The organism is Streptomyces californicus, assembly GCF_000717645.1.
GTDB classification, from domain to species: Bacteria; Actinomycetota; Actinomycetes; order Streptomycetales; family Streptomycetaceae; genus Streptomyces; species Streptomyces californicus.
Map to the genome: position 1 here is coordinate 131506 of NZ_JNZZ01000019.1, position 26823 is coordinate 158328.

General features: G+C 72.5%; 31 protein-coding genes and 1 riboswitch. Of the genes, 20 read left to right on the forward strand and 11 right to left on the reverse strand.

Annotation, left to right across the window (positions count from 1 at the left end; translation table 11 throughout):
* The first annotated feature begins 234 nt into the window (after positions 1-234).
* Positions 235-393: riboswitch (cyclic di-AMP (ydaO/yuaA leader) on the forward strand.
* A 3-nt stretch (positions 394-396) separates the two neighbouring features.
* Positions 397-1233: a transglycosylase SLT domain-containing protein gene (locus IF19_RS0124570; RefSeq protein WP_030118519.1), complete on the forward strand. Its 837-nt coding sequence runs from the start codon at positions 397-399 to the stop codon at positions 1231-1233.
* Positions 1234-1390: 157 nt separating this feature from the next.
* The gene (locus IF19_RS0124575) at positions 1391-3034 is read left to right on the forward strand and encodes a GMC oxidoreductase (RefSeq protein ID WP_170757413.1); all 1644 of its coding nucleotides are present in this window, start codon (positions 1391-1393) and stop codon (positions 3032-3034) included.
* A gap of 106 nt (positions 3035-3140) precedes the next feature.
* On the opposite strand, the gene IF19_RS0124580 is transcribed toward IF19_RS0124575, so the two are convergent.
* The 3 genes from IF19_RS0124580 to IF19_RS0124590 all read right to left on the reverse strand — a co-directional run bounded on the left by IF19_RS0124580 (position 3141) and on the right by IF19_RS0124590 (position 5812).
* Positions 3141-3620 carry a carboxymuconolactone decarboxylase family protein gene (locus IF19_RS0124580; protein WP_030118521.1) on the reverse strand — a complete coding sequence of 160 codons (480 nt, stop codon included), beginning with the start codon at positions 3618-3620 and terminating at the stop codon, positions 3141-3143.
* Entirely contained in the window at positions 3617-4696 is a 1080-nt protein-coding gene (locus tag IF19_RS0124585; protein ID WP_030118522.1) for an NAD(P)H-dependent amine dehydrogenase family protein, read from the reverse strand. The genes IF19_RS0124580 and IF19_RS0124585 overlap by 4 nt, the downstream gene beginning before the upstream one ends.
* Positions 4697-4897: 201 nt before the next feature.
* Positions 4898-5812, reverse strand: a complete 915-nt coding sequence (locus IF19_RS0124590; RefSeq protein ID WP_030276947.1) for a UbiA family prenyltransferase — start codon at positions 5810-5812, stop codon at positions 4898-4900.
* A gap of 118 nt (positions 5813-5930) precedes the next feature.
* Here IF19_RS0124590 and IF19_RS0124595 point away from each other — a divergent pair, with 118 nt between their 5' ends.
* From IF19_RS0124595 to IF19_RS0124630, 8 genes are all read left to right on the forward strand, one after another.
* Positions 5931-6983 (forward strand): type III polyketide synthase, encoded by a 1053-nt coding sequence (locus tag IF19_RS0124595; RefSeq protein WP_030118525.1) that lies wholly within the window; start codon positions 5931-5933, stop codon positions 6981-6983.
* A 97-nt stretch (positions 6984-7080) separates the two neighbouring features.
* A complete protein-coding gene (locus IF19_RS0124600) occupies positions 7081-7608 on the forward strand; it encodes an isoprenylcysteine carboxyl methyltransferase family protein (protein WP_030118526.1) in 528 nt (175 codons plus the stop codon).
* Positions 7605-8621 (forward strand): NAD(P)/FAD-dependent oxidoreductase, encoded by a 1017-nt coding sequence (locus IF19_RS0124605; protein WP_030118527.1) that lies wholly within the window; start codon positions 7605-7607, stop codon positions 8619-8621. Before IF19_RS0124600 ends, IF19_RS0124605 begins: the two co-directional genes overlap by 4 nt.
* Positions 8622-8744: 123 nt before the next feature.
* A complete protein-coding gene (locus IF19_RS0124610; protein WP_050491139.1) occupies positions 8745-10361 on the forward strand; it encodes an MFS transporter in 1617 nt (538 codons plus the stop codon).
* 3 nt (positions 10362-10364) lie between these two features.
* Positions 10365-10829: a VOC family protein gene (locus tag IF19_RS0124615; protein WP_030276950.1), complete on the forward strand. Its 465-nt coding sequence runs from the start codon at positions 10365-10367 to the stop codon at positions 10827-10829.
* Positions 10830-10924: 95 nt separating this feature from the next.
* Positions 10925-11323, forward strand: coding sequence for a DUF6221 family protein (locus tag IF19_RS0124620; RefSeq protein WP_030118531.1), 399 nt, complete (start codon positions 10925-10927; stop codon positions 11321-11323).
* 113 nt (positions 11324-11436) lie between these two features.
* Entirely contained in the window at positions 11437-11814 is a 378-nt protein-coding gene (locus IF19_RS0124625; protein WP_030276952.1) for a DoxX family protein, read from the forward strand.
* A gap of 233 nt (positions 11815-12047) precedes the next feature.
* A complete protein-coding gene (locus IF19_RS0124630; RefSeq protein ID WP_030188562.1) occupies positions 12048-12251 on the forward strand; it encodes a cold-shock protein in 204 nt (67 codons plus the stop codon).
* A 69-nt stretch (positions 12252-12320) separates the two neighbouring features.
* Here the strand turns inward: IF19_RS0124630 and IF19_RS0124635 are convergent, their stop codons facing one another.
* Positions 12321-13868, reverse strand: a complete 1548-nt coding sequence (locus IF19_RS0124635) for an MFS transporter (RefSeq protein WP_030118534.1) — start codon at positions 13866-13868, stop codon at positions 12321-12323.
* 264 nt (positions 13869-14132) lie between these two features.
* Here IF19_RS0124635 and IF19_RS1000000138715 point away from each other — a divergent pair, with 264 nt between their 5' ends.
* Positions 14133-14261 (forward strand): LPFR motif small protein, encoded by a 129-nt coding sequence (locus tag IF19_RS1000000138715; RefSeq protein ID WP_252120214.1) that lies wholly within the window; start codon positions 14133-14135, stop codon positions 14259-14261.
* 75 nt (positions 14262-14336) lie between these two features.
* Here IF19_RS1000000138715 and IF19_RS0124645 read toward each other — a convergent pair whose 3' ends face one another.
* Entirely contained in the window at positions 14337-14582 is a 246-nt protein-coding gene (locus tag IF19_RS0124645; RefSeq protein WP_030118535.1) for a hypothetical protein, read from the reverse strand.
* A gap of 299 nt (positions 14583-14881) precedes the next feature.
* On the opposite strand from IF19_RS0124645, the gene IF19_RS0124650 reads away from it, so the two are divergent.
* From IF19_RS0124650 to IF19_RS0124660, 3 genes are all read left to right on the forward strand, one after another.
* Positions 14882-15109, forward strand: coding sequence for a DUF5133 domain-containing protein (locus IF19_RS0124650; RefSeq protein WP_030118536.1), 228 nt, complete (start codon positions 14882-14884; stop codon positions 15107-15109).
* A 32-nt stretch (positions 15110-15141) separates the two neighbouring features.
* Positions 15142-16272, forward strand: coding sequence for a glutamate--cysteine ligase 2 (locus tag IF19_RS0124655; RefSeq protein WP_050493301.1), 1131 nt, complete (start codon positions 15142-15144; stop codon positions 16270-16272).
* A gap of 78 nt (positions 16273-16350) precedes the next feature.
* Positions 16351-16914: a type 1 glutamine amidotransferase domain-containing protein gene (locus IF19_RS0124660; protein ID WP_030118538.1), complete on the forward strand. Its 564-nt coding sequence runs from the start codon at positions 16351-16353 to the stop codon at positions 16912-16914.
* Positions 16915-17015: 101 nt separating this feature from the next.
* Here the strand turns inward: IF19_RS0124660 and IF19_RS0124665 are convergent, their stop codons facing one another.
* Entirely contained in the window at positions 17016-18044 is a 1029-nt protein-coding gene (locus IF19_RS0124665; RefSeq protein WP_032747896.1) for a S66 family peptidase, read from the reverse strand.
* A 151-nt stretch (positions 18045-18195) separates the two neighbouring features.
* Here IF19_RS0124665 and IF19_RS0124670 point away from each other — a divergent pair, with 151 nt between their 5' ends.
* The 6 genes from IF19_RS0124670 to IF19_RS1000000139010 all read left to right on the forward strand — a co-directional run bounded on the left by IF19_RS0124670 (position 18196) and on the right by IF19_RS1000000139010 (position 21486).
* On the forward strand, positions 18196-19089 hold the full coding sequence (locus tag IF19_RS0124670) for a siderophore-interacting protein (protein WP_030118540.1): 894 nt from the start codon (positions 18196-18198) through the stop codon (positions 19087-19089).
* 156 nt (positions 19090-19245) lie between these two features.
* The gene (locus tag IF19_RS0124675; protein ID WP_030118541.1) at positions 19246-19464 is read left to right on the forward strand and encodes an MbtH family protein; all 219 of its coding nucleotides are present in this window, start codon (positions 19246-19248) and stop codon (positions 19462-19464) included.
* Positions 19465-19700: 236 nt separating this feature from the next.
* Positions 19701-20267 carry a heme-binding beta-barrel domain-containing protein gene (locus IF19_RS0124680; protein ID WP_030276954.1) on the forward strand — a complete coding sequence of 189 codons (567 nt, stop codon included), beginning with the start codon at positions 19701-19703 and terminating at the stop codon, positions 20265-20267.
* Positions 20268-20344: 77 nt separating this feature from the next.
* Positions 20345-20773: a DUF4190 domain-containing protein gene (locus IF19_RS0124685; RefSeq protein ID WP_030118544.1), complete on the forward strand. Its 429-nt coding sequence runs from the start codon at positions 20345-20347 to the stop codon at positions 20771-20773.
* A 49-nt stretch (positions 20774-20822) separates the two neighbouring features.
* On the forward strand, positions 20823-21209 hold the full coding sequence (locus IF19_RS0124690) for a VOC family protein (RefSeq protein ID WP_030118545.1): 387 nt from the start codon (positions 20823-20825) through the stop codon (positions 21207-21209).
* Positions 21210-21408: 199 nt separating this feature from the next.
* A complete protein-coding gene (locus IF19_RS1000000139010) occupies positions 21409-21486 on the forward strand; it encodes a 50S ribosomal protein bL37 (protein WP_472980334.1) in 78 nt (25 codons plus the stop codon).
* 116 nt (positions 21487-21602) lie between these two features.
* Here the strand turns inward: IF19_RS1000000139010 and IF19_RS0124695 are convergent, their stop codons facing one another.
* Genes IF19_RS0124695 through IF19_RS0124715 form a run of 5 tightly spaced genes read right to left on the reverse strand, consistent with a single transcriptional unit; the run spans position 21603 to position 26722 of the window.
* Positions 21603-22538, reverse strand: a complete 936-nt coding sequence (locus IF19_RS0124695; protein ID WP_050493917.1) for a carbohydrate kinase family protein — start codon at positions 22536-22538, stop codon at positions 21603-21605.
* A complete protein-coding gene (locus IF19_RS0124700) occupies positions 22535-23524 on the reverse strand; it encodes a zinc-dependent alcohol dehydrogenase family protein (RefSeq protein ID WP_030276956.1) in 990 nt (329 codons plus the stop codon). Before IF19_RS0124700 ends, IF19_RS0124695 begins: the two co-directional genes overlap by 4 nt.
* Positions 23521-24402: a carbohydrate ABC transporter permease gene (locus IF19_RS0124705; RefSeq protein ID WP_030118548.1), complete on the reverse strand. Its 882-nt coding sequence runs from the start codon at positions 24400-24402 to the stop codon at positions 23521-23523. The genes IF19_RS0124700 and IF19_RS0124705 overlap by 4 nt, the downstream gene beginning before the upstream one ends.
* On the reverse strand, positions 24399-25361 hold the full coding sequence (locus IF19_RS0124710; RefSeq protein WP_030118549.1) for a carbohydrate ABC transporter permease: 963 nt from the start codon (positions 25359-25361) through the stop codon (positions 24399-24401). The genes IF19_RS0124705 and IF19_RS0124710 overlap by 4 nt, the downstream gene beginning before the upstream one ends.
* Positions 25358-26722 (reverse strand): ABC transporter substrate-binding protein, encoded by a 1365-nt coding sequence (locus tag IF19_RS0124715; RefSeq protein ID WP_030121398.1) that lies wholly within the window; start codon positions 26720-26722, stop codon positions 25358-25360. The genes IF19_RS0124710 and IF19_RS0124715 overlap by 4 nt, the downstream gene beginning before the upstream one ends.
* Positions 26723-26823 lie beyond the last annotated feature (101 nt).

The window sequence follows — 26823 nt, forward strand, 5'->3', positions numbered from 1 at the left end:
TGGGTGTGAAGAAGTGGTGAGCGTCACGTCCATGCGGGCGGACGCAGAAGTGGAACCATCGGTTCCCCTTCTTTCGGGGAAAGTTGACGGTGCGACGGCGCGACGCGATGCCCGCATTCCGTTATTCGATCATGCGGAGAAAAGGGAATGCGGAAATCGGGGCTTGTTCGCTCCGATGTTTCTCGCCTACGGTCACCGTCAATCCGGATGGAACGCCGAATCCTGCCGCCGTCCGGGAATCCGAAACCCACTCACGTACGGCAGGAGCGGGGGACCCAGGTAAGTCGCCGATCCGTGACCGGAACGGCTTGGGGTGAAGTCGCACGACTGTGCGGCCAGGCATCTCCCGTCTGAACCCGACAGCTCACCTCGTAGGCGCCGGAGAGGAAATTCCCCATGCCCGCACAGGGTAAGCACCGTCGTACCCGGACCATCTCGCTGCGCCGCGGCCTCGCCGCCGTGACCACCGGTGGAGCCGTTCTCGCCCTCCCGGTGATCGGCGCCACCAGCGCCTTCGCCGCCCCCACGCCGGCCGCCCCGCAGGCGGCCCCCGCCCCCGCCGCCGTGTCGGCGCAGGCGAATTCCGCCGCGCAGGCCGCGCCCGCCCAGCATTCCGTGAAGGCCGGCGAAACTCTTTCCAAGATCGCTCGCGAGCATTCCGTGAGCGGCGGCTGGGAGAAGCTGTACGAAGGCAACCGGAAGATCGTCGGCGAGAATCCCGATCTCATTCACCCGGGAATCAAGCTGACCCTCGGAGCCGCCTCCGCCAAGGCTTCCGACGGCAAGGCCGCTAAGGCTTCCCCGTCCGCCGCCCGCGGTGCGGCGGCCGACCGGGCCGACCGCTCCGAGCGCATCGCCGCCGCCCCGGTGGCGAACGCCGCCCCGGCCGCCGAGAAGCAGGCCGTCGCCTACACGAATGACCTCGACGGCTGGATCAAGGAGTCGCTCGCGATCATGGCCGAGCAGGGCATCCCCGGTACCTACGAGGGCATCCACCGCAACATCATGCGCGAGTCCTCGGGCAACCCGGCCGCGATCAACAACTGGGACTCCAACGCGGTCAAGGGCACCCCGTCCAAGGGCCTGCTCCAGGTCATCGACCCGACGTTCCAGGCGTACCACGTGCCCGGCACCTCGACCGACAGCTACGACCCGGTCGCCAACATCACGGCCGCGTGCAACTACGCCGCCGACCGGTACGGCTCGATCGACAACGTCTTCGGCGCCTACTGATCCACCCGCGCCACCGCCTGAAGGGCCCCGGACCGCTGGAACAACCCACGGTCCGGGGCCCTTCGGCGTACCGGGAAGTTACCCCCCGGTTTCACGTGACTTACCGCGCGATCGGCAGTAGAACCTGTTCCACCCTACAGAGAGTGAGGGAGGTCACGTGAACGACACTTCCCTGAAGGACGACGGGAGAGCAGGCTTCTCGCGTCGACGATTCATCACAGGAACAGGTTCTCTTCTCGGTGCCGCGGCGCTGGCCGGACCCATCCCGTCGGCGTGGGCGACCCCCCGTACGGCAGCGGCGCCGATCGCCTCCGGATCCCGGGTGCCCGCGCTCGTCATCGGCACCGGATACGGCGGTTGCGTCGCGGCCCTCCGGCTCGCCCAGGCCGGCACGGACGTCCACATGGCCGAGATGGGCATGGCCTGGGACACCCCCGGCTCGGACGGCAAGATCTTCGCCAACACCACCAGGCCCGACGACCGCTCCTTCTGGCTGCGGACCCGGACCAAGCAGCCGCTCAGCAACTTCCTCGGCTTCCCCCTCGACCGGAACGTCAACCGGTACACCGGCATCCTGGACGCCGAGGAGTTCGGCGGCATCACCGTCTACCAGGGGCGGGGCGTCGGAGGCGGCTCCCTCGTCAACGGCGGCATGGCCGTCACCCCGCGCCGGGAGAACTTCGGCGCGATCCTCCCCACGGTCGACGCCGAGGAGATGTACAGCACCTACTACCCGCGGGCCAACAGCGGACTGGGCGTCACCACCATCGACCCCGCCTGGTTCGAGGAGGCCGACTGCTACCAGTACGCCCGGGTCGGCCGGAAACACGCCCAGCGGGCCGGCTTCCCCTTCCTCTTCGTCCCGGCCGTCTACGACTGGGACTACATGAAGCGGGAAGCGGCCGGAACCGTTCCCCGGTCCGCCCTGGACGGGGAGATCCTCTACGGCAACAACCACGGCAAGAAGTCCCTCCAGAAGACCTACATCGACCGGATCAGGGCCACCGGCCGGGTCACCATCTCCCCGCTCCACAAAGTCACCACCGTGACGCCGGCGCCGGGCGGCGGCTACACGGTGCTCATCGACCAACTGGACACCACGGGCCGGACCACCGCCACCAAGACGGTCACGGCGGACAAGGTGTTCTTCGCCGCCGGCAGCGTCGGCACGAGCAAGCTGCTGGTCGGCCTCAAGGCCACCGGTGCGCTGCCCCTCCTCAACGACGAGGTCGGCAGGGGCTGGGGCGACAACGGCAACGTCATGTGCGGCCGGGCCAACCACCTCTGGGACCCCACCGGCAAACTCCAGGCGTCCATTCCCACCGGAGGCATCGACAACTGGGACGCGGGCGGCGCGTTCGCCGAAGTCGCCCCGCTGCCCACCGGGATCGAGACGTGGGCCTCGTTCTACCTCTCCATCACCAAGAACCCCCACCGTGCCCGCTTCACCTGGAACGCGGCGGCGGGCCGGGCCGAACTGGACTGGCAGACGGCGTGGAAGCAGCCGTCCATCGACGCGGCGAAGACCATCTTCGACCGGATCAACAGGAAGGAGGGGACGATCTACCGGAGCGACCTCTTCGGCGTCCACAAGATCTGGGGCGACCACCTCACCTACCACCCGCTGGGCGGCGCGGTGCTCGACAAGGCCACCGACAACTACGGCCGACTGCGCGGCCACCCCGGTCTGTACGTCATCGACGGCGCGCTGATCCCCGGAAACACCAGCGTCAACCCGTTCGTCACCATCACCGCGCTCGCGGAACGCAACATCGAGCGCATCATCGCCACCGACCTGTAGGCGATTCACGAGGAGCCGCGATCCACGGCGAACCGCGATCCCGCGAGGCCGGGACCGAGCGGAGAGCCCGGGGCCGGGAGTGCCAACCCGGCGGCCCCGGACTCCGTCAGTGACCGGGCAGCACGCACACCGCGTCGATGCCCAGCACATGGTTGAGCCGCCCGAACGCCAGCCACGAGCCGATGCTCATCGTCAGTTCCACGATCTCCCGCTGGCTGTACCGTGCGGTCATCCGCTCCCAGAACGCCTCGTCCAGACCGTGGTGGTCGAGCGTGTACCGCTCGGCGTACTCCGCCGCGAGCCGGGTCCGCTCGTCGAACAGGTCGGTCGTGCGCCACCGGGCCACCGCGTCGGCGAACTCCTCCTCGACCTTCGCCCCCTCCCGCTCGGTCCGCCAGTCCAGGCAGAACAGGCAGCCGTTGATCTGCGCCACCCGCAGCCGGGCCGCCTCGAACTCCCGCAGGCCCAGCGTCGTGTGCTCGTACACGGACATCGAGAACGTGGCGGCGGCCACGCCGATGCCGGGCACCATCTCCCCCCAGACGTAGCCGATGGGCTCCTGGCCCTCCGGAATATCGATGATCATGTCGCTCTCCTTCCCAGCCTGCCGACCGCAGGCCGCAGCGGTACGTCGAGTGCGTCGTACAGGCCCGGCTCCGCCTCCACCAGCCAGTCGATCGCCGAGACGAGCCGCCCGACCGCCGTGGCGTTCCCGCCCGCCGACCGGTTCTCGCCCTCGTCGGACGCCTCGACCGTCACCTCGATACGGGGCCGCCCCTCGATCACCACGCGGTGGGCGCCCACCCCGTCGGGCGGCGAGGGCCAGTCCGGGGCGCACGAGGCGTGGATACGGGTGATGTGCTCGATGACGATGCGGGGCTCACCGCCCACGACGCCCTGGACCTCGAACCGCACCGCGCCCTGGGTGCCCGCCGCGAACGCTCCCATCGTGCGGGTGCGCACCTCCTCCTCCAGGGCGCGCCGCTCCAGGGTCTCGCGGATATCGTCCAGTTCGACGCCCAGCGCCCGCGCCATCAGCCGGATCTGCCCGCCCCACACCATGGTCGGGACCCCCTCCGCCAGCATCAGCGGCTGGTAGTCCATCGGGTGCCCCATCCCGATCAGATGGCGGACCGAATCCTCCTGCTCGTACGTGGAGTAGTCGAAGATCTCCTGGCAGCGGACCGCCTCCACCTCGGTGCCCAGACCGCTGACCAGCAGCGGCAGCACGTCGTTGCCCCAGCCGGGATCGACCCCGGAGACGAAGAGGGAGCCGCCGCCCTCGGCCACGGCCGCCAGGAGCGGGTCCCGCAGCTCCGGCGGGGCGTTGCGCTGGTCGTAGAGCGGATAGAGGGAGGGCGTGACGACCACCGCGCCCGCCCGGATCGCCCGCCCGATGTCGGCGAGGGCGCCGTCGGGACGGATGTCGCCGGACGCCGCGTAGAACACCGCGCGGGGGCGGGCGGCCAGAACGGCGGCGATGTCGTCGGTGGCCGCGACCCCGATCGTGCGTCCGGCCCCGCCGAGCTCGCCCGCGTCGCGGCCGACCTTGGCGGGATCGTGCACGAGGACGGCGGCGAGTTCCAGTGCCGGATGGGCCTCGACGGCGCGGATCGCCGCGCGGCCGACGTTGCCGGTACCCCAGACAACCGTGGGAATCATGCGCGGAGGGTAGCCCCGCCGCCGTGCACTTCCCAGAGCCGTGACACCACCAAAAGCTCCCCGGAGGACGGGGGCCGACGGCCTGGCGGGGACGCGCCGCACCGGGAGCCGCTCGGGCCGTCGGCCGCCGCGCGCACCACCCGTCGGGAGGGCACGGGAGCGAGGTGACGCGACGTCACGAGGTGGTTCGCACGCCGCGCTTCAGACCTGTGCCGAGCCCCGGAGCGCCAGCAGCCCCACATCCACCGCCGCAGCGGCCACCGCGCCGCCCAGCGCGGCCTTCCGCCACCGCCGACCGCAGGCCGGACCCGCCACCGCCGTCGCCCCGGCCAGCACGAGAGCCGCCCCGCCCCCGGCGCCCACCGGCCCCGGCGGGCCGAACGCCAGCACCGCCGCGGCGGCGAGGAGCGGCAACGGCAGCAGCAGCCGTGTACCCGCGGCGCCCAGCCGGTGGGGGAGTCCGGTGACGCCGGCCGCCCGGTCCGCCGCGATGTCCGGCAGGGTGTCGGCCAGATGGGCGGCCAGCCCCAGCAGCGCGCCGGCCGCCACCGTCCACCACCGGGGCCACGGCTGGCCCGGCAGGGTGAGCGTCACGGCGGCGGGGAGCAGCCCGAATCCGCTCACGTACGGCAGCCAGGACAGGGCGGTCGCCTTGAGCCGCAGGTTGTAGAGCCAGGCGACCGCCACCGCGGCGAGGTGCACCGCACCCGCGAGCCCGCCGCACGCCAGGGAGAGCGGTACGCACAGGGCGAGCGCGATGCCCGCCGCCGCCCACACCGCCCCCGTCCGCACCGTCCCGTCGGACGCGGGCTTCCCCCGGCGGCCGGCCCGCGCGTCGCGGCGGGCGTCGTACGCGTCGTTGCACCAGCCCACCGAGAGCTGGCCGGTCAGCACCGCCGCCGTGACGAGTGCGGCGTGGGCGCCGTCGAGCCCGGCGCCGACGGCGAGGGCGCAGGCGAGCGCGGTCACCGCGAGCGCCGGCCCCGGGTGGCACGCCAGGGCGAGCCCGACGAGCGGCCCCCGCCGCACCGCCCCCGCCGGGCCCGCGACCCTCACGCGCGGGGCGGATTCCGGTGCGGTCGGGCCGGTCGTGCCCACCCTGTCCGTGGCGTCCATCGGGCGATCGTAGGAGCCCGCCGACCCGTCAAAGCGGCGACCGGGCGGGTTGTTTGCACTGATTCAGGTTGCTTTGTGGGCAGGATGGGCGCATGACGCCACCGAAGCAGGAGGCAGGATGACCCGCATCGTCGCGGTCCACGGGGCTCTGCCGCCCCACCGCCACACCCAGCCGGAGATCACCGACATGGTGGCCCGCACCTGCCTGCCGCCCGGCGCCGACCGCCGCGTCCTGGACCGCCTGCACGCGAACGCCCGGGTCCGCACCCGGCACACCGTCCTGCCCCTGGACGGCTACCGCGACCTCGACGGATTCGGCCCCGCCAACGACGTGTTCATCCGGTCCGCCGTCGACCTGGGCGCACGGGCTGTACGCGGCGCCCTGTCGGCGGCCGGCCTGCGCCCCACCGACGTGGACCTGCTGATGTTCACCTCCGTCACCGGCATCGCGGCCCCCTCCGTGGACGCCCGGCTGGTGGGCCGCCTCGGCCTGCGGTCCGACGTCAAACGGCTGCCCGTCTTCGGCCTCGGCTGCGTCGCCGGGGCCGCCGGCACGGCCCGGCTGCACGACTACCTGCTCGGCCACCCGGACGAGGTGGCCGTCCTGCTCTCCGTCGAGCTGTGCTCCCTCACCTTCCAGCGCCACGACGCCTCGCCCGCCAACCTGGTGGCGACCGGCCTGTTCGGCGACGGCGCGGCGGCGGTGGTCGCCCTCGGCGCGCGCCGGGCCGTCGCGGGACCGGAGATCGTGGCCACCCGCAGCCGGATGTACCCCGACACCGGGCACGTCATGGGCTGGGACGTCGGCTCCACCGGATTCCGCGTCGTCCTCGACCCGGCCGTCCCCGACGTCGTACGCCGGTATCTCGCCGACGACGTACGGGAGTTCCTCGACGAGCACGGCCTCAAACCGAAGGACGTGGCGCACTGGGTCTGCCACCCGGGCGGCCCCAAGGTGCTGGAGGCGGTGACCGAGGTGCTCGACCTGCGCGAAGGGGCGCTCGACGTCACCTGGCGGTCGCTGGCCGGCATCGGCAACCTCTCCTCGGCCTCGGTGCTCCACGTGCTCCGCGACACCGTCGAACACCGCCGGCCGGAGCCGGGGACCCCAGGACTGCTGCTGGCCATGGGCCCCGGATTCTGCTGCGAACTGGTGCTGCTGCGCTGGTAGCAGGGCCGGAGGCTCCGAAGCCGACGCACAGGCCCGGACGCCCGCCCGCCCGGCACCGACACCCCCGCCTCCGCGAGCCTTTGGAACGGACGCCCGTATGACCTGGTACACCCTCCTGGTGCTGGCCGTCGCCGCCGAGCGCCTCGCCGAACTCGTCGTGGCCCGCCGCAACACCCGCTGGAGCCGTGCCCGGGGCGGCGTCGAAGCGGGGAGCGGACACTACCCGGCGATGGTCGCGCTGCACACGGCGCTGCTCGTCGGCTGCCTGGCGGAGACCGGGTTCGCCGACCGCCCCTTTCCGCCCGTGCTCGGTTGGGCCATGGTGGCCGTCGTGCTCGCCGCCCAGGGGCTGCGCTGGTGGTGCGTCCGGACGCTCGGCCCCCGCTGGAACACCCGCGTCATCGTCGTCCCCGGCCTGCCCAGGGTCGCCGGCGGCCCCTACCGGTGGCTGAGCCACCCCAACTACGTCGCCGTCGCCGCCGAGGGGATCGCGCTGCCGCTGGCCCACGGGGCGTGGCTGACCGCCCTCGTGTTCACCGCCCTGAACGCGGCGCTGCTGACCGTACGGATCCGGTGCGAGGACGGGGCGCTCGCGCACCCGGCGGCCGCGGACGCCCGGGCATGATCGACGTCCTCGTCGCGGGCGGCGGGCCCGCCGGGCTGGCCGCCGCCATCCGGGCCGCGTCGGCGGGCCTGGAGGCCGTGGTGGTCGAGCCGCGCGCCACCCCCCTCGACAAGGCGTGCGGCGAGGGCATCATGCCGGGCGGCGTGGCGGCCCTGCGCGCCCTCGGCGTACGGGTCGGCGGCCGGGAGCTGCGCGGCATCCGCTACACCGACGGCCGGCACAGCGCGGAAGCGGCCTTCCGGGACGGACCCGGCGCGGGCGTGCGGCGCACCGAGCTCCACACCGCCCTGCGGGAGCGGGCAGCCGCCCTCGGTGTACGCGTCGTCGACGCCAAGGTGCACGGCGTCCGGCAGGACGAGCACGCCGTCACCGCCGCCGGACTCACCGCGCGCTGGCTCATCGCGGCCGACGGCCTCCACTCGCCGCTGCGCCGCGCCCTGGGCCTGGACCGGCCCGCGTCCGGGCCGGGACGCTACGGACTGCGCCGGCACTTTCCCGTCGCCCCGTGGACCGACCACGTCGAGGTGCACTGGTCCCCGCACGGCGAGGCGTACGTGACCCCGGTCGGCGACCGCCTGGTGGGCGTGGCCGTGCTGAGCCGTGACCGCCGCCCCTACGACGGCCACCTGGCGGCCTTTCCCGCTCTCGCCGCCCGGCTCGCGGACGTACCGGGGGCCACCACCGTGCGCGGGGCCGGACCGCTGCGCCAGTCGGCACACGACCGGCGGGCCGGGCGGGTGCTGCTGGTCGGCGACGCCGCGGGCTACGTGGACGCCCTGACCGGCGAGGGCATCGCCCTCGCCGTCGCCACCGCGACGGCCGCGGTCGACTGCCTGGCCGCCGGACGGCCCGAGGAATACCCCCGCCGGTGGGCGCGGGTCACCAGGCGCCACCGGTGGCTCACCGCGGCCCTCGTCGGCGCGGCGGGGCGCCCAGCCGCCGGGCGGATCATCGTCGCCGCGGCCCATCGGGCGCCCGCCGTGTTCCGCGGCGCCGTGCACGCGCTCCAGTGAGACGCCGGGCCGGGACGGCCGGCCGTCCGAATGGCGGGGCCCCCGGTTCGGGCATACCGTCGATCGGGTGAGCGCCCGCGCGTACGCGGCGCACCGCCCCCGGCAGGGAGGACGAACTCCACCATGACGGGCTCCCGCGCGACACCCGCGCCCACGGCCACCGCACACGACCGGAACCGGGGCGGACTGGCCCTGCTGGTCATCGCCTCCTGCCAGCTGATGGTGGTGCTCGACGTCACCATCGTCAACATCGCGCTGCCGCACATGCAGAAGGACCTCGGGTTCTCCACCGAGAACCTGTCCTGGGTCGTCAACGCCTACACGCTGACCTTCGGCGGCCTGCTGCTGCTCGGCGGACGGCTCGGCGACATCCTCGGCCGCCGCCGGGTCTTCATCTTCGGCGTGCTCCTCTTCGTGTTCGCCTCGCTGCTCGGCGGGCTCTCCCAGGAGGGCTGGCAGTTGCTCGCCGCCCGCTCCCTCCAGGGCGTCGGCGGCGCGATCGCCTCGCCCACCGCCCTGTCGCTGATCACCACGACCTTCCGCGAGGGCCCCGAACGCAACCGCGCCTTCGGGGTGTTCGCGGCCGTCTCGGCGGGCGGCAGCGCGATCGGACTGCTCGCCGGCGGGGTGCTGGTGGAGTGGCTGGACTGGCGCTGGGTCCTGTTCGTCAACGTCCCCATCGGCTTGCTGATCGCCCTCGCCACACCCCGGTTCATCCCTGAATCGGAGCGCCGCCCCGGCCACTTCGACATCGCCGGCGCGCTCACCTCGACGGCCGGCATGGTGCTGCTCGTCTACGGGTTCATCAGGGCGTCCGAGGAGGGCTGGACCGAGGCGCTGACCCTCGGCTCGTTCGCCGCCGCCGTGGTCCTGCTCGCCGTGTTCATCCTGGTCGAGCGCGGCTCGAAGCAGCCCATCACCCCCCTGTGGATGTTCCGCGACCGCAACCGCGCCGGGTCGTACGCGATGATGCTCAGCCTCGCCGCCGCGATGTTCGGAATGTTCTTCTTCCTGACGCTCTTCGTGCAGAACGTCCTCGAGTTCAGCCCGCTCAGGGCCGGGCTCGCCTTCCTGCCGGTGAGCGCGGTCATCGCCGTGAGCGCCGGGCTGGCCTCGCAACTGCTGCCCAAGTGGGGGCCGAAGCCCTTCATGGTGGTGGGCGCGCTCCTGGCCGCCGCCGGGCTCGGCTGGCTGACGCTGACCGACGTCCACAGCACCTACCTCGGCTCGATCCTCGGACCGATGCTCGTCTTCGGCTTCGGCATGGGCATGCAGTTCGTGTCGCTGACCCTGATGGCGGTCTCCGGCGTCGCCCCGAAGGAGGCGGGCGCCGCCTCCGGCGTCCTCAACGCCACCCAGCAGGTCGGCGGTTCCCTGGGCCTCTCGATCCTGGTCACGACGTTCGGCACGGCGAGCCGCAACGAGGCGTCCGACCAGGTGCCGAAGTTCCTCCGCGAGGGCACCCCCGCCCAGCTCCTGGAGTTCCGCAGGACCGGCCAACTGCCCTCGCCCTGGGGCGATCAGGTCCTCACCTCGGGTGTCTCCAGCGCCTTCGTCGTCGCCGCCTGCTTCGCCGTGCTCGCGGCCCTCGTCGCGCTCTTCGTCATCCAGGTGCGCTCCAGCGACCTGGCCCGCCTCCAGGGCGGCGCGACGCCGCTCGCGGGGGAGGGCGCGGGCGAGGACGCCGAGACCGGGCCGGGCGCCGGCCCCGACACCGACCGACCCGCGAAGGGGCGTTGAGCCATGGACTGGACCCTCGAAGTGATCGTGCTCCCCGTGACCGACCTCGACCGCGCCCGGGACTTCTACCGGGACAAGGTCGGCTTCCACGTCGACATCGACGCCGAGGTCATGCCGGGCGCCCGCGTCGTCCAGCTGACACCGCCCGGGTCCGGCTGTTCGATCGCGCTGACCGACGGTCTGCCCAGCCCGACCGGAACCCCGCGGCCGGGCTCGTACCACGGTCTCCAGCTCTGCGTCACCGACATCGACGCCGCGTACGCCGAACTCGTCGGCCGGGGCGTCGAGGTGAGCGAGCCGCAGCGGTACTCGCCCGACGACGGCGCCACCTTCCTGTACTTCACCGACCCGGACGGCAACGGGTGGGCGGTGCAGGAGTACCGGCGGCGCAGGACCGAGCCGCTGCACCGGGTGCTCGCCGCCCTGGCGGCGCGGAACGCGGACGGCCCGGGGGACACGGTGGGGTGAACCGGATGCGGAGGTGGATCGCGTCGCGCCGGTTCCACCAGAATGCTCCCCGTAGCGAGTGCAGCGATTCATCAGCGCAAGGGAGCGGCATCCACATGGGCGCCAACGCAGACATGGTGGCCTTCGTCACGGCGCGGCTCGCCGACGAGGAACAGGTCGCACTGGCCGCCGGCGGGGACCGATGGCGGTGCCCGGCCGACGTGCCGGGCGAGGTCCACGACCGCACCGGCGGCGTGGCGTTCACGGTACGGGGCCGGGGCTTCGACCAGCACATCGCGCTGCAGGACCCCGCCCGGACCCTGGAGCGCATCGAGACCAACCGGGTCATGCTCGGCGAGTACGTCGAGGTGGCCGACCTGGACACCGACCGCCCGGCCGAGGACTTCCGCTCCGGCCGGGCCGTGGGTCTGGGCTTCGCGGTACGCCAGCTCGCCGCCGAGTACGCGGGCCACCCCGACTACCAGGCCCGTTGGCTGCCCCGGTTCATCCAGTGACGTTCCCGTCCGCCGCCGGGTGATCCGGGGTGCCGATGGGGGTGCGCGGCGGTGCGGAAACCCGTAACTTACTTGCAGGTAAGTTTTGTTCGGGTCGTCGCACGAGGAGAACCATGTCGCGCCAGAAGCGTTCCGCCGCCCTGCTCGCCGGACTCATGGGGGGAGCGGGCCTGCTCCACTTCGCGGCCCCGAAGGTCTTCGACCCGACCGTGCCCCGCATCCTGCCCGGCAAGGCGCGGACCTGGACCTATGCCAGCGGAGCGGTCGAACTCGCCCTGGCCGCGGGGCTCGCCCACCCCCGGACGCGCCCCCTGGCCGCCCGGGCGACCGCGGGCTTCCTCGTCGGTGTGTTTCCGGCCAATGTGCAGATGGCGGTCGACTGGCGCGACCGCCCCCGCCCCCAACGGCTCGCGGCCTGTGCGCGCCTGCCCCTGCAACTGCCGCTGGTCCTGTGGGCGCGCGGGGTGGCGCGCGGTTCCGGGCGGCCGTGAACGGGGTGTCACGGCAGCCGTACGGGCCGGCGACGGGGTGAGTGATCCGCAGCAAAATGGCGTTGCTCTCTGGTGAGGAGTGATCTCGCCGTGTAGCGTCGCCGACAGATGTCGTGGTTCGCAGTACCTGCCCGCGCCTGGCGCGGGCGTTTTGCTGTGCAGTGCCTGAGAACCAGGGCGATCACCTCCGGATCCGCACGGTGCGGATCCGTTTACTGCTGAGAGGTACAGGCATGGCCAGCGGAACCGTCAAGTGGTTCAACTCGGAAAAGGGCTTCGGCTTCATCGCGCAGGACGGCGGCGGCCCGGACGTCTTCGCGCACTACTCCAACATCAACGCCTCCGGCTTCCGTGAGCTCCAGGAAGGCCAGGCGGTGACCTTCGACATCACCCAGGGCCAGAAGGGCCCGCAGGCGGAGAACATCACCGCCGCCTGATCCGGGTGGACCGACTCCGGAGCCCCGGGACGCGACGCGTTCCGGGGCTCCGGGGCGTCCGGCCCGCCGTCAGAGGGGCGGACGCCCCTCGTCGGCGGGGCCGTCCCCGACGTCCTTCCCGGTTCCCTTCGCCGCCTCACCTCGCCCGCCGCCCGTGCCGCCCTCGCCGGCCACGGCCGACAGGGGCGTGGCGATGTCCTCCAGCGAGCGCTGCTCGGCGGGCACCGCGAAGAAGACCGCCACCACACCCGCCGCCACCATCAGCGCCGCCCCGACGCAGAACGCGATGACGGCGTCGGAGACCACACCGCTCTCGGTGAGGCTCGCGAACAGCAGGGGCCCCGAGATCCCGCCGGCCGCGGTGCCGATGGCGTAGAAGAACGCGATCGACATGGCGCGCGTCTCCATCGGGAAGATCTCGCTGACCGTCAGATAGGCGGAACTCGCCCCGGCCGAGGCGAAGAAAAGGACCGCGCACCAGCACAGCGTCATGGTGGTGGCGGTCAGCAGCCCCGCCCCGAACAGCCACGCCGTCCCGAACAGCAGCACCCCGGACAGGATGTACGTCCCCGCGATCATCGGGCGACGCCCCCACGTGTCGAACAGGCGGCCGAGCAGGAGGGGGCCGAGGAAGTTGCCGAACGCGATGACGGCGAAGAAGTACCCGGTGACCCCGCTGGAGACGTCGAAGAACTTCACCAGGATGGATCCGAACCCGAAGGTGATGGCGTTGTAGAGGAACGCCTGGCCGACGAAGAGGGCGAAGCCGAGCGTGGCCCGCCGGGGATGGTCCCGGAAGACGCTCCGGCCGATCTCGACGAACCCGACGCTCCTGCGCTGCCGGATGGTGATCTCCGAGGCGGCCTCCGGGAGGGGCCGCCCCTTCTCCCGCTCGACCGTGCGCTCCACGTCGTCCACGAGGCGTTCCGCCGCCTCCCCGCGCCCGTGTATGAACATCCACCGGGGGCTCTCCGGAACGTGGCGGCGGACGAGGAGGATGACCAGGCCGAGGATCACGCCGAGCGCGAACGTGAGCCGCCAGCCGATGTCCTTCGGGAAGATGTCCGTATTCAGGGCGAGCACCGACAGCAGGGCCCCGCCCATGGCGCCGAACCAGTAGCTGCCGTTGATGATGAGGTCGACCCGGCCCCGGTACTTGCTGGGGATCAGCTCGTCGATGGCGGAGTTGATGGCCGCGTACTCCCCGCCGATGCCGAACCCGGTGAGGAAGCGGAAGAGGAAGAACCACCACGGCGAGAAGGAGACCGCGGTCATCGCGGTCGCCCCGAGGTAGACGGCCAGCGTCACCAGGAACAGCTTCTTGCGGCCGTAGAGGTCGGTGAGGCGGCCGAAGAACAGCGCCCCGGAACAGGCCCCCGCCACGTACAGCGCGGCCGCGACCCCGGTGACCTGGGCGTCCGTGATGGCCAGGCCGCTGCCGTCCTCGGACAGGCGGCTCGCGATGTTGCCGACCACGGTGACTTCCAGGCCGTCGAGGATCCACACGGTTCCGAGGCCGATCACGATCATCCAGTGCCATCGCGACCAGGGAAGCCGGTCCAGCCGGGCGGGGACCCGGGTGGAGACCGTCCCCAGCACCGGTTCGTCTCTGCTCATGCGCATGCCTCCTCAGCCGCGGCGCCCGGCCTCGCCGTCCGGGCCGGGGCGCGGGTACCCGGAGATGAAACCGGACAAACAGCGGCCGGGGCGGCGGGCCGCGCCGGAAGGACCCTCCTCCCACTCCCGCCGGTCCCGTCCGCCGCGGTCCCGATCCGACTCCGTCGGCCGTGATCCGATTGGGGCGCGGTGGCATGGGTACGCGGTGGCCCTCGAACCGAACGCCCCGGGAAGCCTCCGGGAGCGAGAACGGAGGGCCGACCCATGCTGAAGGCCATCGCGGACGTGCTCCGCTCCATCGGGGGAGCCGTCGCCACCGTGGTCACCCTGCCCTTCCGGGCGGTGGCCAGGCTGTTCTCCGGCGCGTCGAGCAGCGCGCGCGGACACCACTGATCGCGACGCACGGCTGCCCCGGCCCTTCCGAAGGGCCGGGGCAGCCGTGCGTCGCGGGAGTGAGCCGGACGGTCGTCAGCCCGTCGACTCGTCCGGGGCCGGGTGCTCCTCCGGGTGCGCGCCCGCGTTGCGGGGGGCGTCCCGGCCGGCCCCCGCCTCGTCCAGCTCGGGATCGCCCTCGCGGGCCACCCGGTCCGGAACCGGTATGTCGAGAGCGTCCTCACCCTCCTGGGTCTGCTGGTCCGGCATGTCCGCCGGTACGGGAGGAGGGCTGCCGGCAGCTCCGGTGTAGGCGGTGCCTTCCGGCCTGCGGTCGGTCATGAGAGCTTCCTTCCGTGCTGCCCCGGGGGACCGGGGATGGGTGATGCGACCTGGTGGGTACCCGTTCCCGGGCGAACCACTCACCCGCCCCGGTGAGGCGTCGGCCACCCGTCCGGGGGGCGCGGAGAAGATGCGCGCGTCCCGGCGTACGGCCATATTGGGAGCGCCGGGCCGCCGCCGCGCGGTCGCACCGATCACGCGCCGCACGCCGTGTGTGGCACGCCGTTGCGCGGGTACCCGTGGCCGTGCCCCACCCGGGCGCACGACGTCACCGATGAATCCGGCGGAAGGAACCCTCCATGCTGATGGCCCACCCCACGGTCCTGCGCAACCTCGTCGAGCAGTACGAGGTGCTCCGCGTCCTGCACGCGGACAGCGGCAGTGCGGAGGCGCGTCAGCGCATGGACGACGTGGCGTACACGCTCTGCGTCTCCACCGGCACGGCGGACGTCGACAGCGCCCTGGTCGCGGCCCGCCACCGCTTGCCCGGCGCCCGGCCCGAGGACGACTCCGTCCTTTCCGCCTGACCACCGCCGACCGGAGACAAGGGGAGGGTGCTGTGACCCGTACGGTGGGCGTCGAAGAGGAACTGCTGCTGGTCGACGCGGACAGCGGGGAGGCGCGGGCGCTCTCCTCGGCGGTGCTGGCGATCGCCGAGCGCAGGGCGGACGGGGAGTCGGCCTTCGAGTCGGAACTGCACCGCCAGCAACTGGAATTCTCCACGCACCCCTGCGCGGACATGGGAGAGCTCGGGGACTCGGTCCGCCGCTGGCGCGCCGAAGCGGTGCGCCACGCCGAACAGGCCGGCGCGTCGGTCGCGGCGCTGGCCACCTCGCCGCTCCCGGTCAGCCCCGAGATCGGCGCGGGGGAGCGCTACCGGTGGATGGCCGAGCACTACGGGCTCACCGCCCAGGAACAGCTGACCTGCGGCTGCCACGTCCACGTCTCGGTGGAGTCCGACGAGGAGGGCGTCGCCGTGCTCGACCGGATGCGCGTCTGGCTGCCGGTCCTGCTCGCCCTGAGCGCCAATTCCCCGTTCTGGCAGGGCAAGGACACCCGCTACGGCAGCTACCGCAGCCAGGTCTGGGGCCGGTGGCCGTCGGCGGGCCCGGTGGAGATCCACGGATCGGCCGAGGCGTACCACGCCCGGGTCCGGTCCCTGGTCGCCACCGGCGCGCTCCGGGACGAGGGGATGATCTATTTCGACGCGCGCCTCTCCCACCGGTACCCCACCGTGGAGGTGAGGGTCGCGGACGTCTGCCTGGACCCGGCCGACACCGTGCTGCTCGCCACGCTGGTGCGCGGCCTGGTGGAGACGTCCGCACGGGAGTGGCGGGAGGGCCGCCCCGTGCCGGACACCAGCGCCGGCCTGCTGCGGGTCGCCTCCTGGCAGGCGGGCCGCTCGGGCCTGGACGACCGGCTGCTCCACCCCCGCACACTGCGGCCGGAGCCCGCGGGCGAGGTCCTGCTGAGCCTGCTGGACCACGTACGGGACGCGCTGAAGGACAGCGGCGATCTGGAGGCCGTCGAGAAGGCGCTGGCCGAGGTGGACCGGCGGGGGAACGGGGCACGGATCCAGCGCGGGATCCTCGAACGGACCGGGAGCCTGCGTGAGACGGTCGCCGAATGCGTCCGGATCACGGCGGGCGAACCCCTGACGGAGGGGCCGGCGGGCACGCCCGCCCCATAGCGCCCGCAGGCGCGGACCGCATGAACCACCCCGGATGAACCACCCCGGGCGAACGACACCAGAGGAACGGAGCAGACCATGCCCACCAACGCTCTCGGCGACCACCGCATCCTGGCCATCGTCACCAACTACGGCGTCGAGCAGGACGAACTCGTCGTCCCCGTGAACCACCTGCGCGACCACGGAGCGCAGGTCAGCGTGGCGGCGGTCTCCACCGACGACATCCGCACCCTCGTCGGCGACCGCGATCCCGGCGACACCGTGCGGCCCGACCTCACGCTCGACGGCGTCGACCCCGCCGCGTACGACCTCCTGCTGGTCCCGGGCGGCACGTTGAACGCCGACTCGCTGCGCCTGGAGGACGCCACCACCCGCATCGTCAGCTCGTTCGCCGCCTCCGGACGGCCGGTGGCCGCCATCTGCCACGGGCCGTGGGCGCTGATCGAGGGCGGCTACGTCCAGGGCAAGACGCTGACCTCGTACGCCTCGCTGCGCACCGACATCACCAACGCGGGCGGCACCTGGGTCGACAAGCCGGTGGTCCGCGACGACGCCTCGGGCTGGCCGCTGATCACCTCCCGCAACCCGGGCGACCTGGAGGACTTCCTCGGCGAGATCGACGCCGTCCTCGCGGAGGAGTGAGCCGTCTTCCCCACGCGGTCACGCGCGACGCCCCCCACGGACGCTCATGGGGGGCGTCGCGCGTGACCGCGGGGAACCGGGCCGGGGGCGACCGCCTGTGCTCAGTCCAGGGTCTGCGTGAGTTCGCTGTAGGCCGACGTGTGCACGACGCGGGCGCGCGCACCGTTGACCAGGGGGAGGTACGGCTGCACATGGCCGCACTCGACATCGGCGACGATCGGCACGCCGAGTGGACCGAGCGCCTCCAGTACGGCCGCGTGCTGGGTGAGTGACGCCGTGTCCGGGGCCGAGGTCCGGCCGACGAGCACGGCGTTGGCCGCGTCGAAGAACCCGGCCAGCCGCATCCCGTGCAGATTGCGGCAGATCGCGAACGCGTCGTCACCGCCCGCCTCCACATACACGAGCAGCCCCTCCGGTGCGTGCGTCCGGGCGAAGGCCGCGGTGTCGAGGTACCGCGTGCCCGCCACGTTCGCCAGCATCTCGACGCAGCCCCCGACGAGCCGGCCCTCGACGTCCACGTCGCCGCCGCCGTCCAGCCGGGTCCACCGGCCCGGCGTGTCGAGCGTGAACGTGCGGACGTCCGGGCGCAGCGCGTAGTCGTCGTAGCCGTCGGCCCGGTGCCGCTCCGGCGGAATCTGGGTGAATCGGTGGCCCGGTGGCGCGGCGACGACGTCCAGCCAGGACGCCAGCCCGTCCGGGGGGCCGTAGGGGGTGTCCATCAGGTTGTTGCCGTGCACGGTCGCGACCCCGGTGAGCAGGGTCAGCGGCGTCATGACGGTCGACAGGTCCGAGTAGCCCACCAGCCACGTCGGCTCGGCCGCCCGCAGCCGCTCCCAGTCGAGCAGCGCCAGCAGATCGATCGCGGTCTCCCCGCCCCACGGCGGGACCACGGCCCGGACGCCCGGGTCCGTCAACAGGTCCATCAGCTCCGCCGCCCGGTCCGCGGCCGGCGCGCTGACGTGCCCGGAGCCGTCCATGCACCGGCCCGTCACGACCTCGTACCCCCGCGCCTCCACCGTCCGTACCGCGACGGCGAGCCGCTCGCGCAGCGCGTCGGGCACTCCGCTGGACGGGGAGGTGACGCCGACACGGTCACCGGGCCGCAGGGGGCGGGGGTATCTGATGGGCATGCGCAGGAGTGTGGCACGGTGCGGAGGCGGGGGGCCAACGCGCTCTCGAAGCAGGGGCCGCGAAAGGTTAGGCTGGCCTAAGTCGATTCGGTTTTCTCGTCCCGGCGGGCGAGGCGTTCAAGCCGACCACGCGTACGAAGGGGCAGTGTCCATGACGATCCACCGAGCCGTCGTCGCCCGAGTGCGACCGCTCACCGCGACCATGACCCGCGTCACCCTCCACGGCGAAGGCGTCAAGGACTTCCGGACCACCGGGACCGGCGACGAGTACGTGCGGATCTTCCTCCCGCACGGCCCGGACCGCACCGACGTCTCGCTGCCCCGGACGACCGAGCAGGGCGGCTGGGAGACCCCTGAGGGGCAGCCCGTCGCACCGATGCGCACCTACACGATCCGCGAGGTGCGGCCCGAGGCCGGCGAGATCGACATCGACTTCGTCCTGCACGAAGGCGGGATCGCCTCCACCTGGGCCGCCGGGGCGCGGCCCGGGGACGTCATCGGCCTCAACGACCCCACCGGCCTCTACAGCCCGCCCGACGACCTCGCCTGGCAGGTGCTGGTCGCCGACCAGACCGGGCTCCCCGCCGTCGCCCGCCTGCTGGAGAACACCCCGGACCACGTCCGGACCCGGGTGGTGCTGGAGGCGCCCGATCCCTCCGCCGTACTGCCGCTGCGCGAGCTGCCCGACTCCAAGGTGACCTGGACGTACGGCGGGAACGGCCACGGGCCGAGCCGTCTGGCCGACCTGGTGGCCGCCGCCGTACCGCCCGGCACGGACCTCGCCGGCGGCTACGTCTGGGTCGCGGGGGAGACCAACGCCCTGCGCGCGGTGCGCCGTTACCTCCGCCGCGACCTCGGGCTCCCGGCGGACCGCTTCAAGGTCGTCGGCTACTGGATACCGAACTCCGACACCTGGTCCGAGCGGTACGAGGCGCTGCCCGACTCCGTGCGCGCCGAGTTGGAGGCCCTGTGGGACGGCCCCGGCGGTGACACCGTGGACGTCACCATCCGCTACGAGGCCCGGCTCAGCGAGTTCGGCCTCTGACCCGGGAGCCCGGCGGCCCGTCCGCCCCGGGCGGGCGGCGGATTACCGCTTCACTTCTCACCGTTGCCGCGTTCGGTGCGTCAGCCGCTGAGCGGGCGGGTACGCTGATCGACGATCAGGTAACGGTAGCCTTACCTATCTTCCCAGGGGGATGAGATGACCAATCCGTTCGACGACGAGGACGGTGCCTTCCTGGTTCTCGTCAACGACGAGGGGCAGCACTCCTTGTGGCCGGCCTTCGCAGCGGTGCCTGCGGGCTGGACCGTGGCCCACCCGGAAGACACCCGCCAAGCATGCCTGGACTACGTGGAGCAGAACTGGACCGACCTGCGGCCCAGGAGTCTGGCGGAGCGCATGAAGGCCGATCCGCTGTGAGAGGGTCCCCGCCACGCGCCGCCCATCTGAGGGCGCCCCGAGGGGGCGCCCTCGTCGGCATCGCAACAGCACGCTCACGCAGGGCGCATGGCGCCCGCCTCGACGGGAACGCCCTCCTCGCCCACAACTGACCCCGATCGCCGAGGGCCCCGCACCCCGGGTGCGGGGCCCGCGTGCTCACGGCAGCGCCTAGGCTGCGACCCGGTAACGCCCGCCGGCCCAGGAGCACACCCCGTATGAACCGCCCCGACCGCGACCTCCCCTTCCCCGACGCCCTCCGCCCCGACGCGGCCCCCGCCCCGCACCCCCTGCTCGGCCCGGTCACCGGCTACCTCGGCACCTGGCGGGGCACGGGGAGCGGCGGGGATCCGACGCTGGAGGCGGGCTTCACGTACGCCCAGGAGATCACGTTCAGCCACGACGGGCGCCCCTTCCTCGCCTACGAGGCCCGCGCCTGGCTGCTCGACGCCGACGGGAACCCGCTGCGGCCCTCGGCCCGGGAGACCGGATGGTGGCGGATGCTGCCGGAGGGGCGGACGGAGGCCCTGATCACCCAGCCGACCGGCATCGCGGAGATCCTGTCCGGCCACGCCCTCGACGGGACCGTCGACCTCGCCACCGAGCAGGTCTCCCTCGCCCCCACCGCCAAACAGGTCGACGCCACCCGCCGCCGCTACGCGCTGACGGACCCCGACACGCTCGAATTCGTCCACGACCTCGCCGCGGTCGGCCTGCCGCTCCAGCACCACCTGTCCGCCCGGCTGCGCAGAGAGGACGCCGGCCAGGGGATTCAGTTGCCGTAGCGTTACCCGAACGGCGGTTGACGGCCGGGCCACTGGGCAGGTGCAACGGAATCCAGGAGAACAGGAGCACCGCCCCGATGTCCCTTCCCTCGTACCCGGACGCCTCGTACCCGGGACAGTCCGCCGGCCACCACGACCCCTACGGCGGGCAGGCGCCCGCGCGGACGAACGGCTTCGCGGTCGCGGCCCTCGTGCTCGGCCTCCTCGCCTGCCTGTTCTTCTGGACCATCGTCGGCGGACTGCTGCTCGGCCTGCTCGCGGTGATCTTCGGCATCGTCGCCGCACTCCGCACCCGCCAGGGCCGCGCCCCGCGCCGGGTGATGGCGATCGTCGGCACCGTGTTCGGCGCCCTCGGTCTGATCGGCTCCGCGATCGTCCTCGTGGCGGCCATCTCCGTCTTCGACTCCCAGGAGTTCAAGAACTTCGAGGACTGCGTGGACAAGGCCACCAGCCAGTCGGCCGAGGACCGGTGCACCGAGGACTTCGTCGACGAACTGACCAACTGACACCGGTGACACGGCCGCCCCACGGGGCGGAAGGCGTACGCTCGGGGCCATGGTGCACGTACTGAGCAGCAGGATTCTGCTCCGACCCACCGACCCCGAGCGTTCGCGCGCCTTCTACGGCGAAGCCCTGGGCCTCGCCGTGTACCGGGAGTTCGGCACCGGCCCCGAACGCGGCACGGTCTACTTCCTCGGCGGCGGATTCCTGGAACTGTCCGGCAGGAGCGAGGCCCGGCCCTCGCCCTCCGTACGGATCTGGCTCCAGGTCGACGACGCCGAGGCCGCGCACGAGGAACTGCGGGCGAACGGCGTGACCGTCCTGCGCCCGCCCCGCCGCGAACCCTGGGGACTGGTCGAGATGTGGATCGAGGACCCCGACGGAGTGCGCATCGCCGTCGTCCAGGTGCCGGACGACCACCCCCTGCGCTATCGGCCCTGAGGACGCGGGGCCGCCCGCCGGGTGCGATGCGCCCGGTGCCCTCCCGCACATCAGTCCACCCCTGCCCGGCCACGGGCCGCCGGTTGCACACGCCGCGGGGGTTTGCCACGGTGTGGGTGGGTAGGCGGCCCGTTGATCACGGGTGGCACCACCCGCTGGACCGTCCGCAATGGAGCACCGAGCAGAAAAGGAGGGTTCGATGTCCTCGAAGCGACGTCGTAAGAAGAAGGCCCGCCGCAAGAACGCCGCGAACCACGGCAGCCGGCCGCAGAGCTGAGAACGCGCCGAGGCCCCGACAGGCGACGGCCTGTCGGGGCCTCGGCGGTTTCCGTGGGCCGAGGGAGGGCCGTGCGGAACTCGGGTCCACCTCCTGATGCCCGGTGGACGCCGGGTTCACACCCCGGGCGGCGCCGAGGGTTCCGTTCCCGCCCTGGCGCAGACCGACGCCGCCGTCCCGGCCGCGTACTCCAGCATCGCCTTCGTCGCCCCGGCGGACAGCTCCGTGTCCCAGCCGGCCGCCGTCCCGAGCCAGGTCAGCATCCCCGCCATGAACGCGTCACCCGCGCCGATGGTGTTCACGACCCGCACCGGCCGCGCCGGTACCGAGACCGCGGCGGCGCCGTGGACATAGGCCGTGGCGCCCCGCTCACCCCGGGTCATCACCACCAGCCGCCCCCCTGCCGCCAGCTCCCGGCAGCTCTCCTCCGGGTCGGCGTCCGGCCACAGCCGCACCAGGTCCTCGTCGCTTGCCTTCACCACCCCCGCCAGCGCGCACAGCTCCCGCAACCGCTCCAGGCTCTTCGCCGGGTCCAGGGTCCGGTCCTCGCGCACATTGGGATCCACCGCGAGCAGCCCCGTACGGGCGGCCTCCCGCGCGAGGCCCGCCACCACGCCGGCCGCCGGCTCCACGACCGCGGCGAGCCCGCCCGCGTACACGGCGCCGAAGCGCCCCACGTCCGCCGTCCGGTCGGGCAGCGCGAAGGTCGCCGTGTTCCCGAGGTGGAAGCGGTACGTGTTCCCGTGGGCCCCCGGGTCGGCCACCGCGAGCGCCGTGGGCAGCGCCGGGCGGGCGCTCAGCGACAGATCGACGCCCGCCCCGGACAGCCACGCCTCGACGCGGTCGCCGAACACGTCGTCCCCGAGCCCGCCCAGGAACGACGGCTGCCCGCCGAGCCGGGCCAGGCCCACCGCGACGTTCGCCGGCGCGCCGCCCGGCTGGGCGACCCGGACCCCGGCGTCGTCCCCGGCCGGGACCAGGTCCACCAGCGCCTCGCCGGCCACGAGGACCGTGCGCTCCCGCCCGGGACCGTCGGCCGGCACGTCCGTCACGGCTCCACCACGATCTTGCGGCCGATGCCCGCCTGGAAACGCTCGACGGCCTGCGGGTACTGCTCCAGCGGCAGCCGGTCGCTGATGAACACCGACGCGTCCAGCACCCCGCTCGCGAAGAGCGCCGCGGCCCGCTCGTAGCTGTGCAGGACCGCCATCGACCCGGTGATGGTGATCTCCTGGTTGTAGATCCGGTACGGCTCGATCACCGCCGTCGTGGCGTAGTCCGAGACCCCGAACTGGAGGAACGTACCGCCCTTGGCGACCCGACCCAGCCCGTCCTGGATCGCCGCCGCGTTGCCCGTCGCGTCGATGACGACGTCCCAGCCGCCCGGCCGGTCCAGCTCGTCGGCGCGGGCCGCGGCGCCCGTGCACCCCAGGGTCGTCGCGGTCGCCAGCCGCTGGGCGTTGACGTCCAGCACGTCCACCGACGCGGCGCCGGTGCGCTTGGCCAGCTCCAGCATCATCAGCCCCATCGTCCCCGACCCGTAGATCAGCACCTGGGCCCCGAGGTTGCCGTTGAGGACGTCGTACCCCCGCACCGCGCAGGACAACGGCTCGATCAGAGCCGCGTCCCGCACGTCGATGTGGTCCGGCAGCCGTACGCAGTTGGCGACGGGCGCCACCGCGAACTCGGCCGCGCCACCGGGCACGGTGACACCGATCGCCGCCCAGTTGTCGCACAGGTTGCCGCGCCCCGACCGGCAGTAGCGGCACTCGTGACAGTGCAGCGAAGGGTCCACGGCCACCTTGTCGCCGACGGACAGCTCGGTGACGTCCCGGCCGAGGCCGACGATCTCCCCGGCGAACTCGTGACCCGGCACGATCGGCAGGGTCGGGGCGAACTCGCCCTGGAGGATGTGGAGATCGGTCCCGCACAGCCCGCACGAGGCGACCTTCACGACCACGTCGCGGGGTCCGGGCACGGGATCCGGGACGGTGGTCACCGAGACCTTGCCGACGGCTTCGACGATGGCTGCCCTCATTTGACTGCTCCCAGCGAGAGGCCCTGGACGAGTTTGTCCTGGGCGGCGTAGCCGGCGACGAGCACCGGCAGGGACACGACCACGGACGCCGCGCACAGCTGGGCGAGGAAGAGCCCCTGGCTGGTGACGAAGGTGGTCAGGTGAACGGGCGCGGTGCCGGCGACCACACCGGTCAGCACCCGTGCGAACAACAGCTCGTTCCAGCTGAAGATGAAGCAGATCAGAGCGGTCGCGGCGATCCCCGGACCGGCGACGGGCGCGACGACCCGGCGCAGCACCGTCGGCAGCCGGGCCCCGTCGACCTGCGCCGCCTCGATGATGGAGACGGGCACGTCCGCGAGGAAGGACTGCATCATCCACACCGCGATCGGCAGGTTCATCGAGGTGTAGAGCAGGACCAGCAGCCAGATGTTGTCCAGCAGCCCCGCGTTCTTCGCGAAGAGGTACACCGGCAGCAGCCCGGCGACCACCGGGAGCATCTTCGTGGACAGGAAGAAGAACATCACGTCCGTCCACTTGCGCACCCGACGGATGGAGAGCGCGTACGCGGCCGGCAGGGCGAGCAGCAGGACCAGGACGGTCGAGAAGAACGACGCCCCCAGCGAGTTGACCAGCGGCGGCCACGGCGTCGGGCCGCCCCCGCCGCCGAAGAAGGTGCGGTAGCCGTCCAGCGTCAGGGCGGCGGCGACCGACGGCGGGTTGGTCGCCGCGTCCGCCTCCGCGTGGAACGAGGTCAGCACCATCCACAGGGCGGGCAGGCAGAACCCGATGCCGACGACCCAGGCGGCCACTCCCAGGGCGGCCGAGCGGCGCCGGGCCCTGCGGGTCGTGGCGTCGGCGGACGCGGGGGCGGCTGGTGTCACGGTCGAGGCGCTCATGCGCGGCTCGCCTCCTCACGGAAGAGGGAGGAGACCACCCGCAGCGCGAAGGTGGCGATGATGATCGTGCCGATCACCACGACCACGCCCGCCGCGGACGCCAGCCCGTACTCGTGGGCCCGGTAGAAGGTCTCGTAGACGGTGTAGGGGAGGTTGGCGGTGCCGAGACCGCCGGAGGTGATGGTGAACACCGCGTCGAAGTTCTGCACGATGTACACCGACCCGAGCAGGATGCCGAGTTCGAGGTAGCGGCGCAGATGCGGCAGGGTCAGATGGCGGAAGATCTGCCACGGGCCCGCCCCGTCCAGCCGCGCGGCCTCGATGATCTCGGCGGGGCGGCTCTGCAGCCCGGCGAGCAGGATCAGCATCATGAACGGCGTCCACTGCCACACCAGTGCCGCCTCGATGGCGATCAGCGGCATCTCGGACGTCCACTCCGGCTGCGCGATCGACTCGATGCCGAACAGGTCGCCGAACCAGGTGAGCGCCCCGTTGAACAGCCCGTACTCCGGGTTGTAGAGCGCGTGCTTCCACAGCAGCGCCGCCGAGACCGGCACCAGCAGGAACGGGGTGATCAGCAGCGTGCGCACGAATCCCCGGCCGAAGAAGGCGCGGTTGAGCAGCAGCGCGAAGGCGAGCCCCAGCACCACGCTGACGATGACGACGGACGCGGTGAGCACGACGGTCGTCACGACCGACTCGCGCAGCGCCTCGTCGGTGAAGACCGAGGCGTAGTTGGAGAACCCGGTGAAGTGGCGCTTCTCCGGCTTGAGGGAGTTCCAGTCGAAGAGTGAGATCACCAGGGTCGCCACGAAGGGCAGTTGGGTGACGGCGATGAGGAAGATCAGGGCGGGCAGCAGGGGAGCGCGGGTCGCCCACGCGCGCCGCCGGGCGCCGGCCGGCTTCTTCTCCGGTGCCCGGGGAGGCGCGGCGGCCTCCCTTGTCTCGGTGACGGTCATCGGTACTCCTCCGCGACCTTCTCGGCCAGCTTCTGGGAGGTGGCGAGCGCGGCGTCCACCGACTGGCGGCCCGCGATAGCGGCGCTGATCTCCTGCGCCACCCTGGTCCCCAGGTCGGTGAACTCCGGTACGCCGACGAACTGGATGCCCGCCGTGGGGCGGGGCTGGGTGCCCGGGTTCATCGGGTCGGCCTCGGAGATGGCCCGCTCGGTGACGTCGGCGAACGCCCCCGCCTCCGCCCGGTAGTCGGGATGGGCGTAGGTGGAAGCCCGTTTGCCCGCCGGGACGTTGGACCAGCCGCTGGTGGAACCGACCAGCTCCTCGTACTCCTTGCCGGAGGCCCAGGAGACGAACTTCCAGGCGTCGTCGGTCTTCTTCGACGCCTTCTGCAGACCCCAGGCCCAGGTGTACAGCCACCCCGAGCTCTTGGTCCGCTCGACCGGGGCGGGGACGTACCCGATCTTTCCCTTGACGGGGGAGCCCTCGGCCTCCAGGGAGCCGGCGCCCGCGGTGGCGTCGTACCACATGGCGGTCTTGCCCTGGGTCATGTTGTTCAGGCACTCGGCGTACCCGGACTGCGGGGCGCCCAACTCCCCGTGCTCGCGCACGAGGTCGACGTAGAACTTCGTCGCCTTCTTGAACTCCGGTGCCGTCAGGCGCGGTTCCCAGTCCTCGGTGAACCAGGTGCCGCCCATGGTGTTGACGACGGTGGTGAGCGGGGCGATGACCTCGCCCCAGCCCGGCAGCCCGCGCAGGCAGATGCCCTTCATCCCGCGCTCCGCCCCGTCCGCCCGCTCGGCGAGCTTCGCCACCTGTTGCCAGGTCGGCTTCTCGGGCATGGTGAGGCCCTGCTTCTCGAAGACGTCCTTGCGGTACATGAGGAAGGACGACTCGCCGTAGAACGGCTGGGCGTAGAGCTTGCCGTCCTCAGCCGTCAACGAGTCCCGCAGCGGCTGGAGGATGTCCTTCTGGTCGAAGGCGGTGTCGGCCTCCACGTACGAGTCGAGGGGACTCAGCCACCCGTTCTCGGCGAAGAACGGCAGCTCGAAGTTGCTGATGGTGGCGACGTCGTACTGACCGGCCTGGTTGGAGAAGTCCTGGCTGATCTTGTCGCGCACGTCGTTCTCGGGAAGCACCGTGAAGTGCACCTTGACGCCGGTCTTCGCGGTGAAGTGCTTCGCGGTCAGCTTCTGCAGCTCGACCATCTGGGGGTTGTTCACCATCAGTACGTTCAGCGCGTCGCCGCCGCCGAAGGAGGTCCCGCCGGCCCCGGCGCAGCCGGTGGCGAGGAGGGCCAGTGCGGCGGCCGCGGCACAGGCACGGCCACGCAGACGTGGCCGGTGGCGTCCTGGATGGGGCATGGGGGCTCCTGATCAGTCGTAGCGGCTCGGTGATCGGGCCGTCGCGGGCATGGGCGGGCCACGCCCCGGCGGGCAGGGGTGTGCGAAGGGTGCGGCGCGTC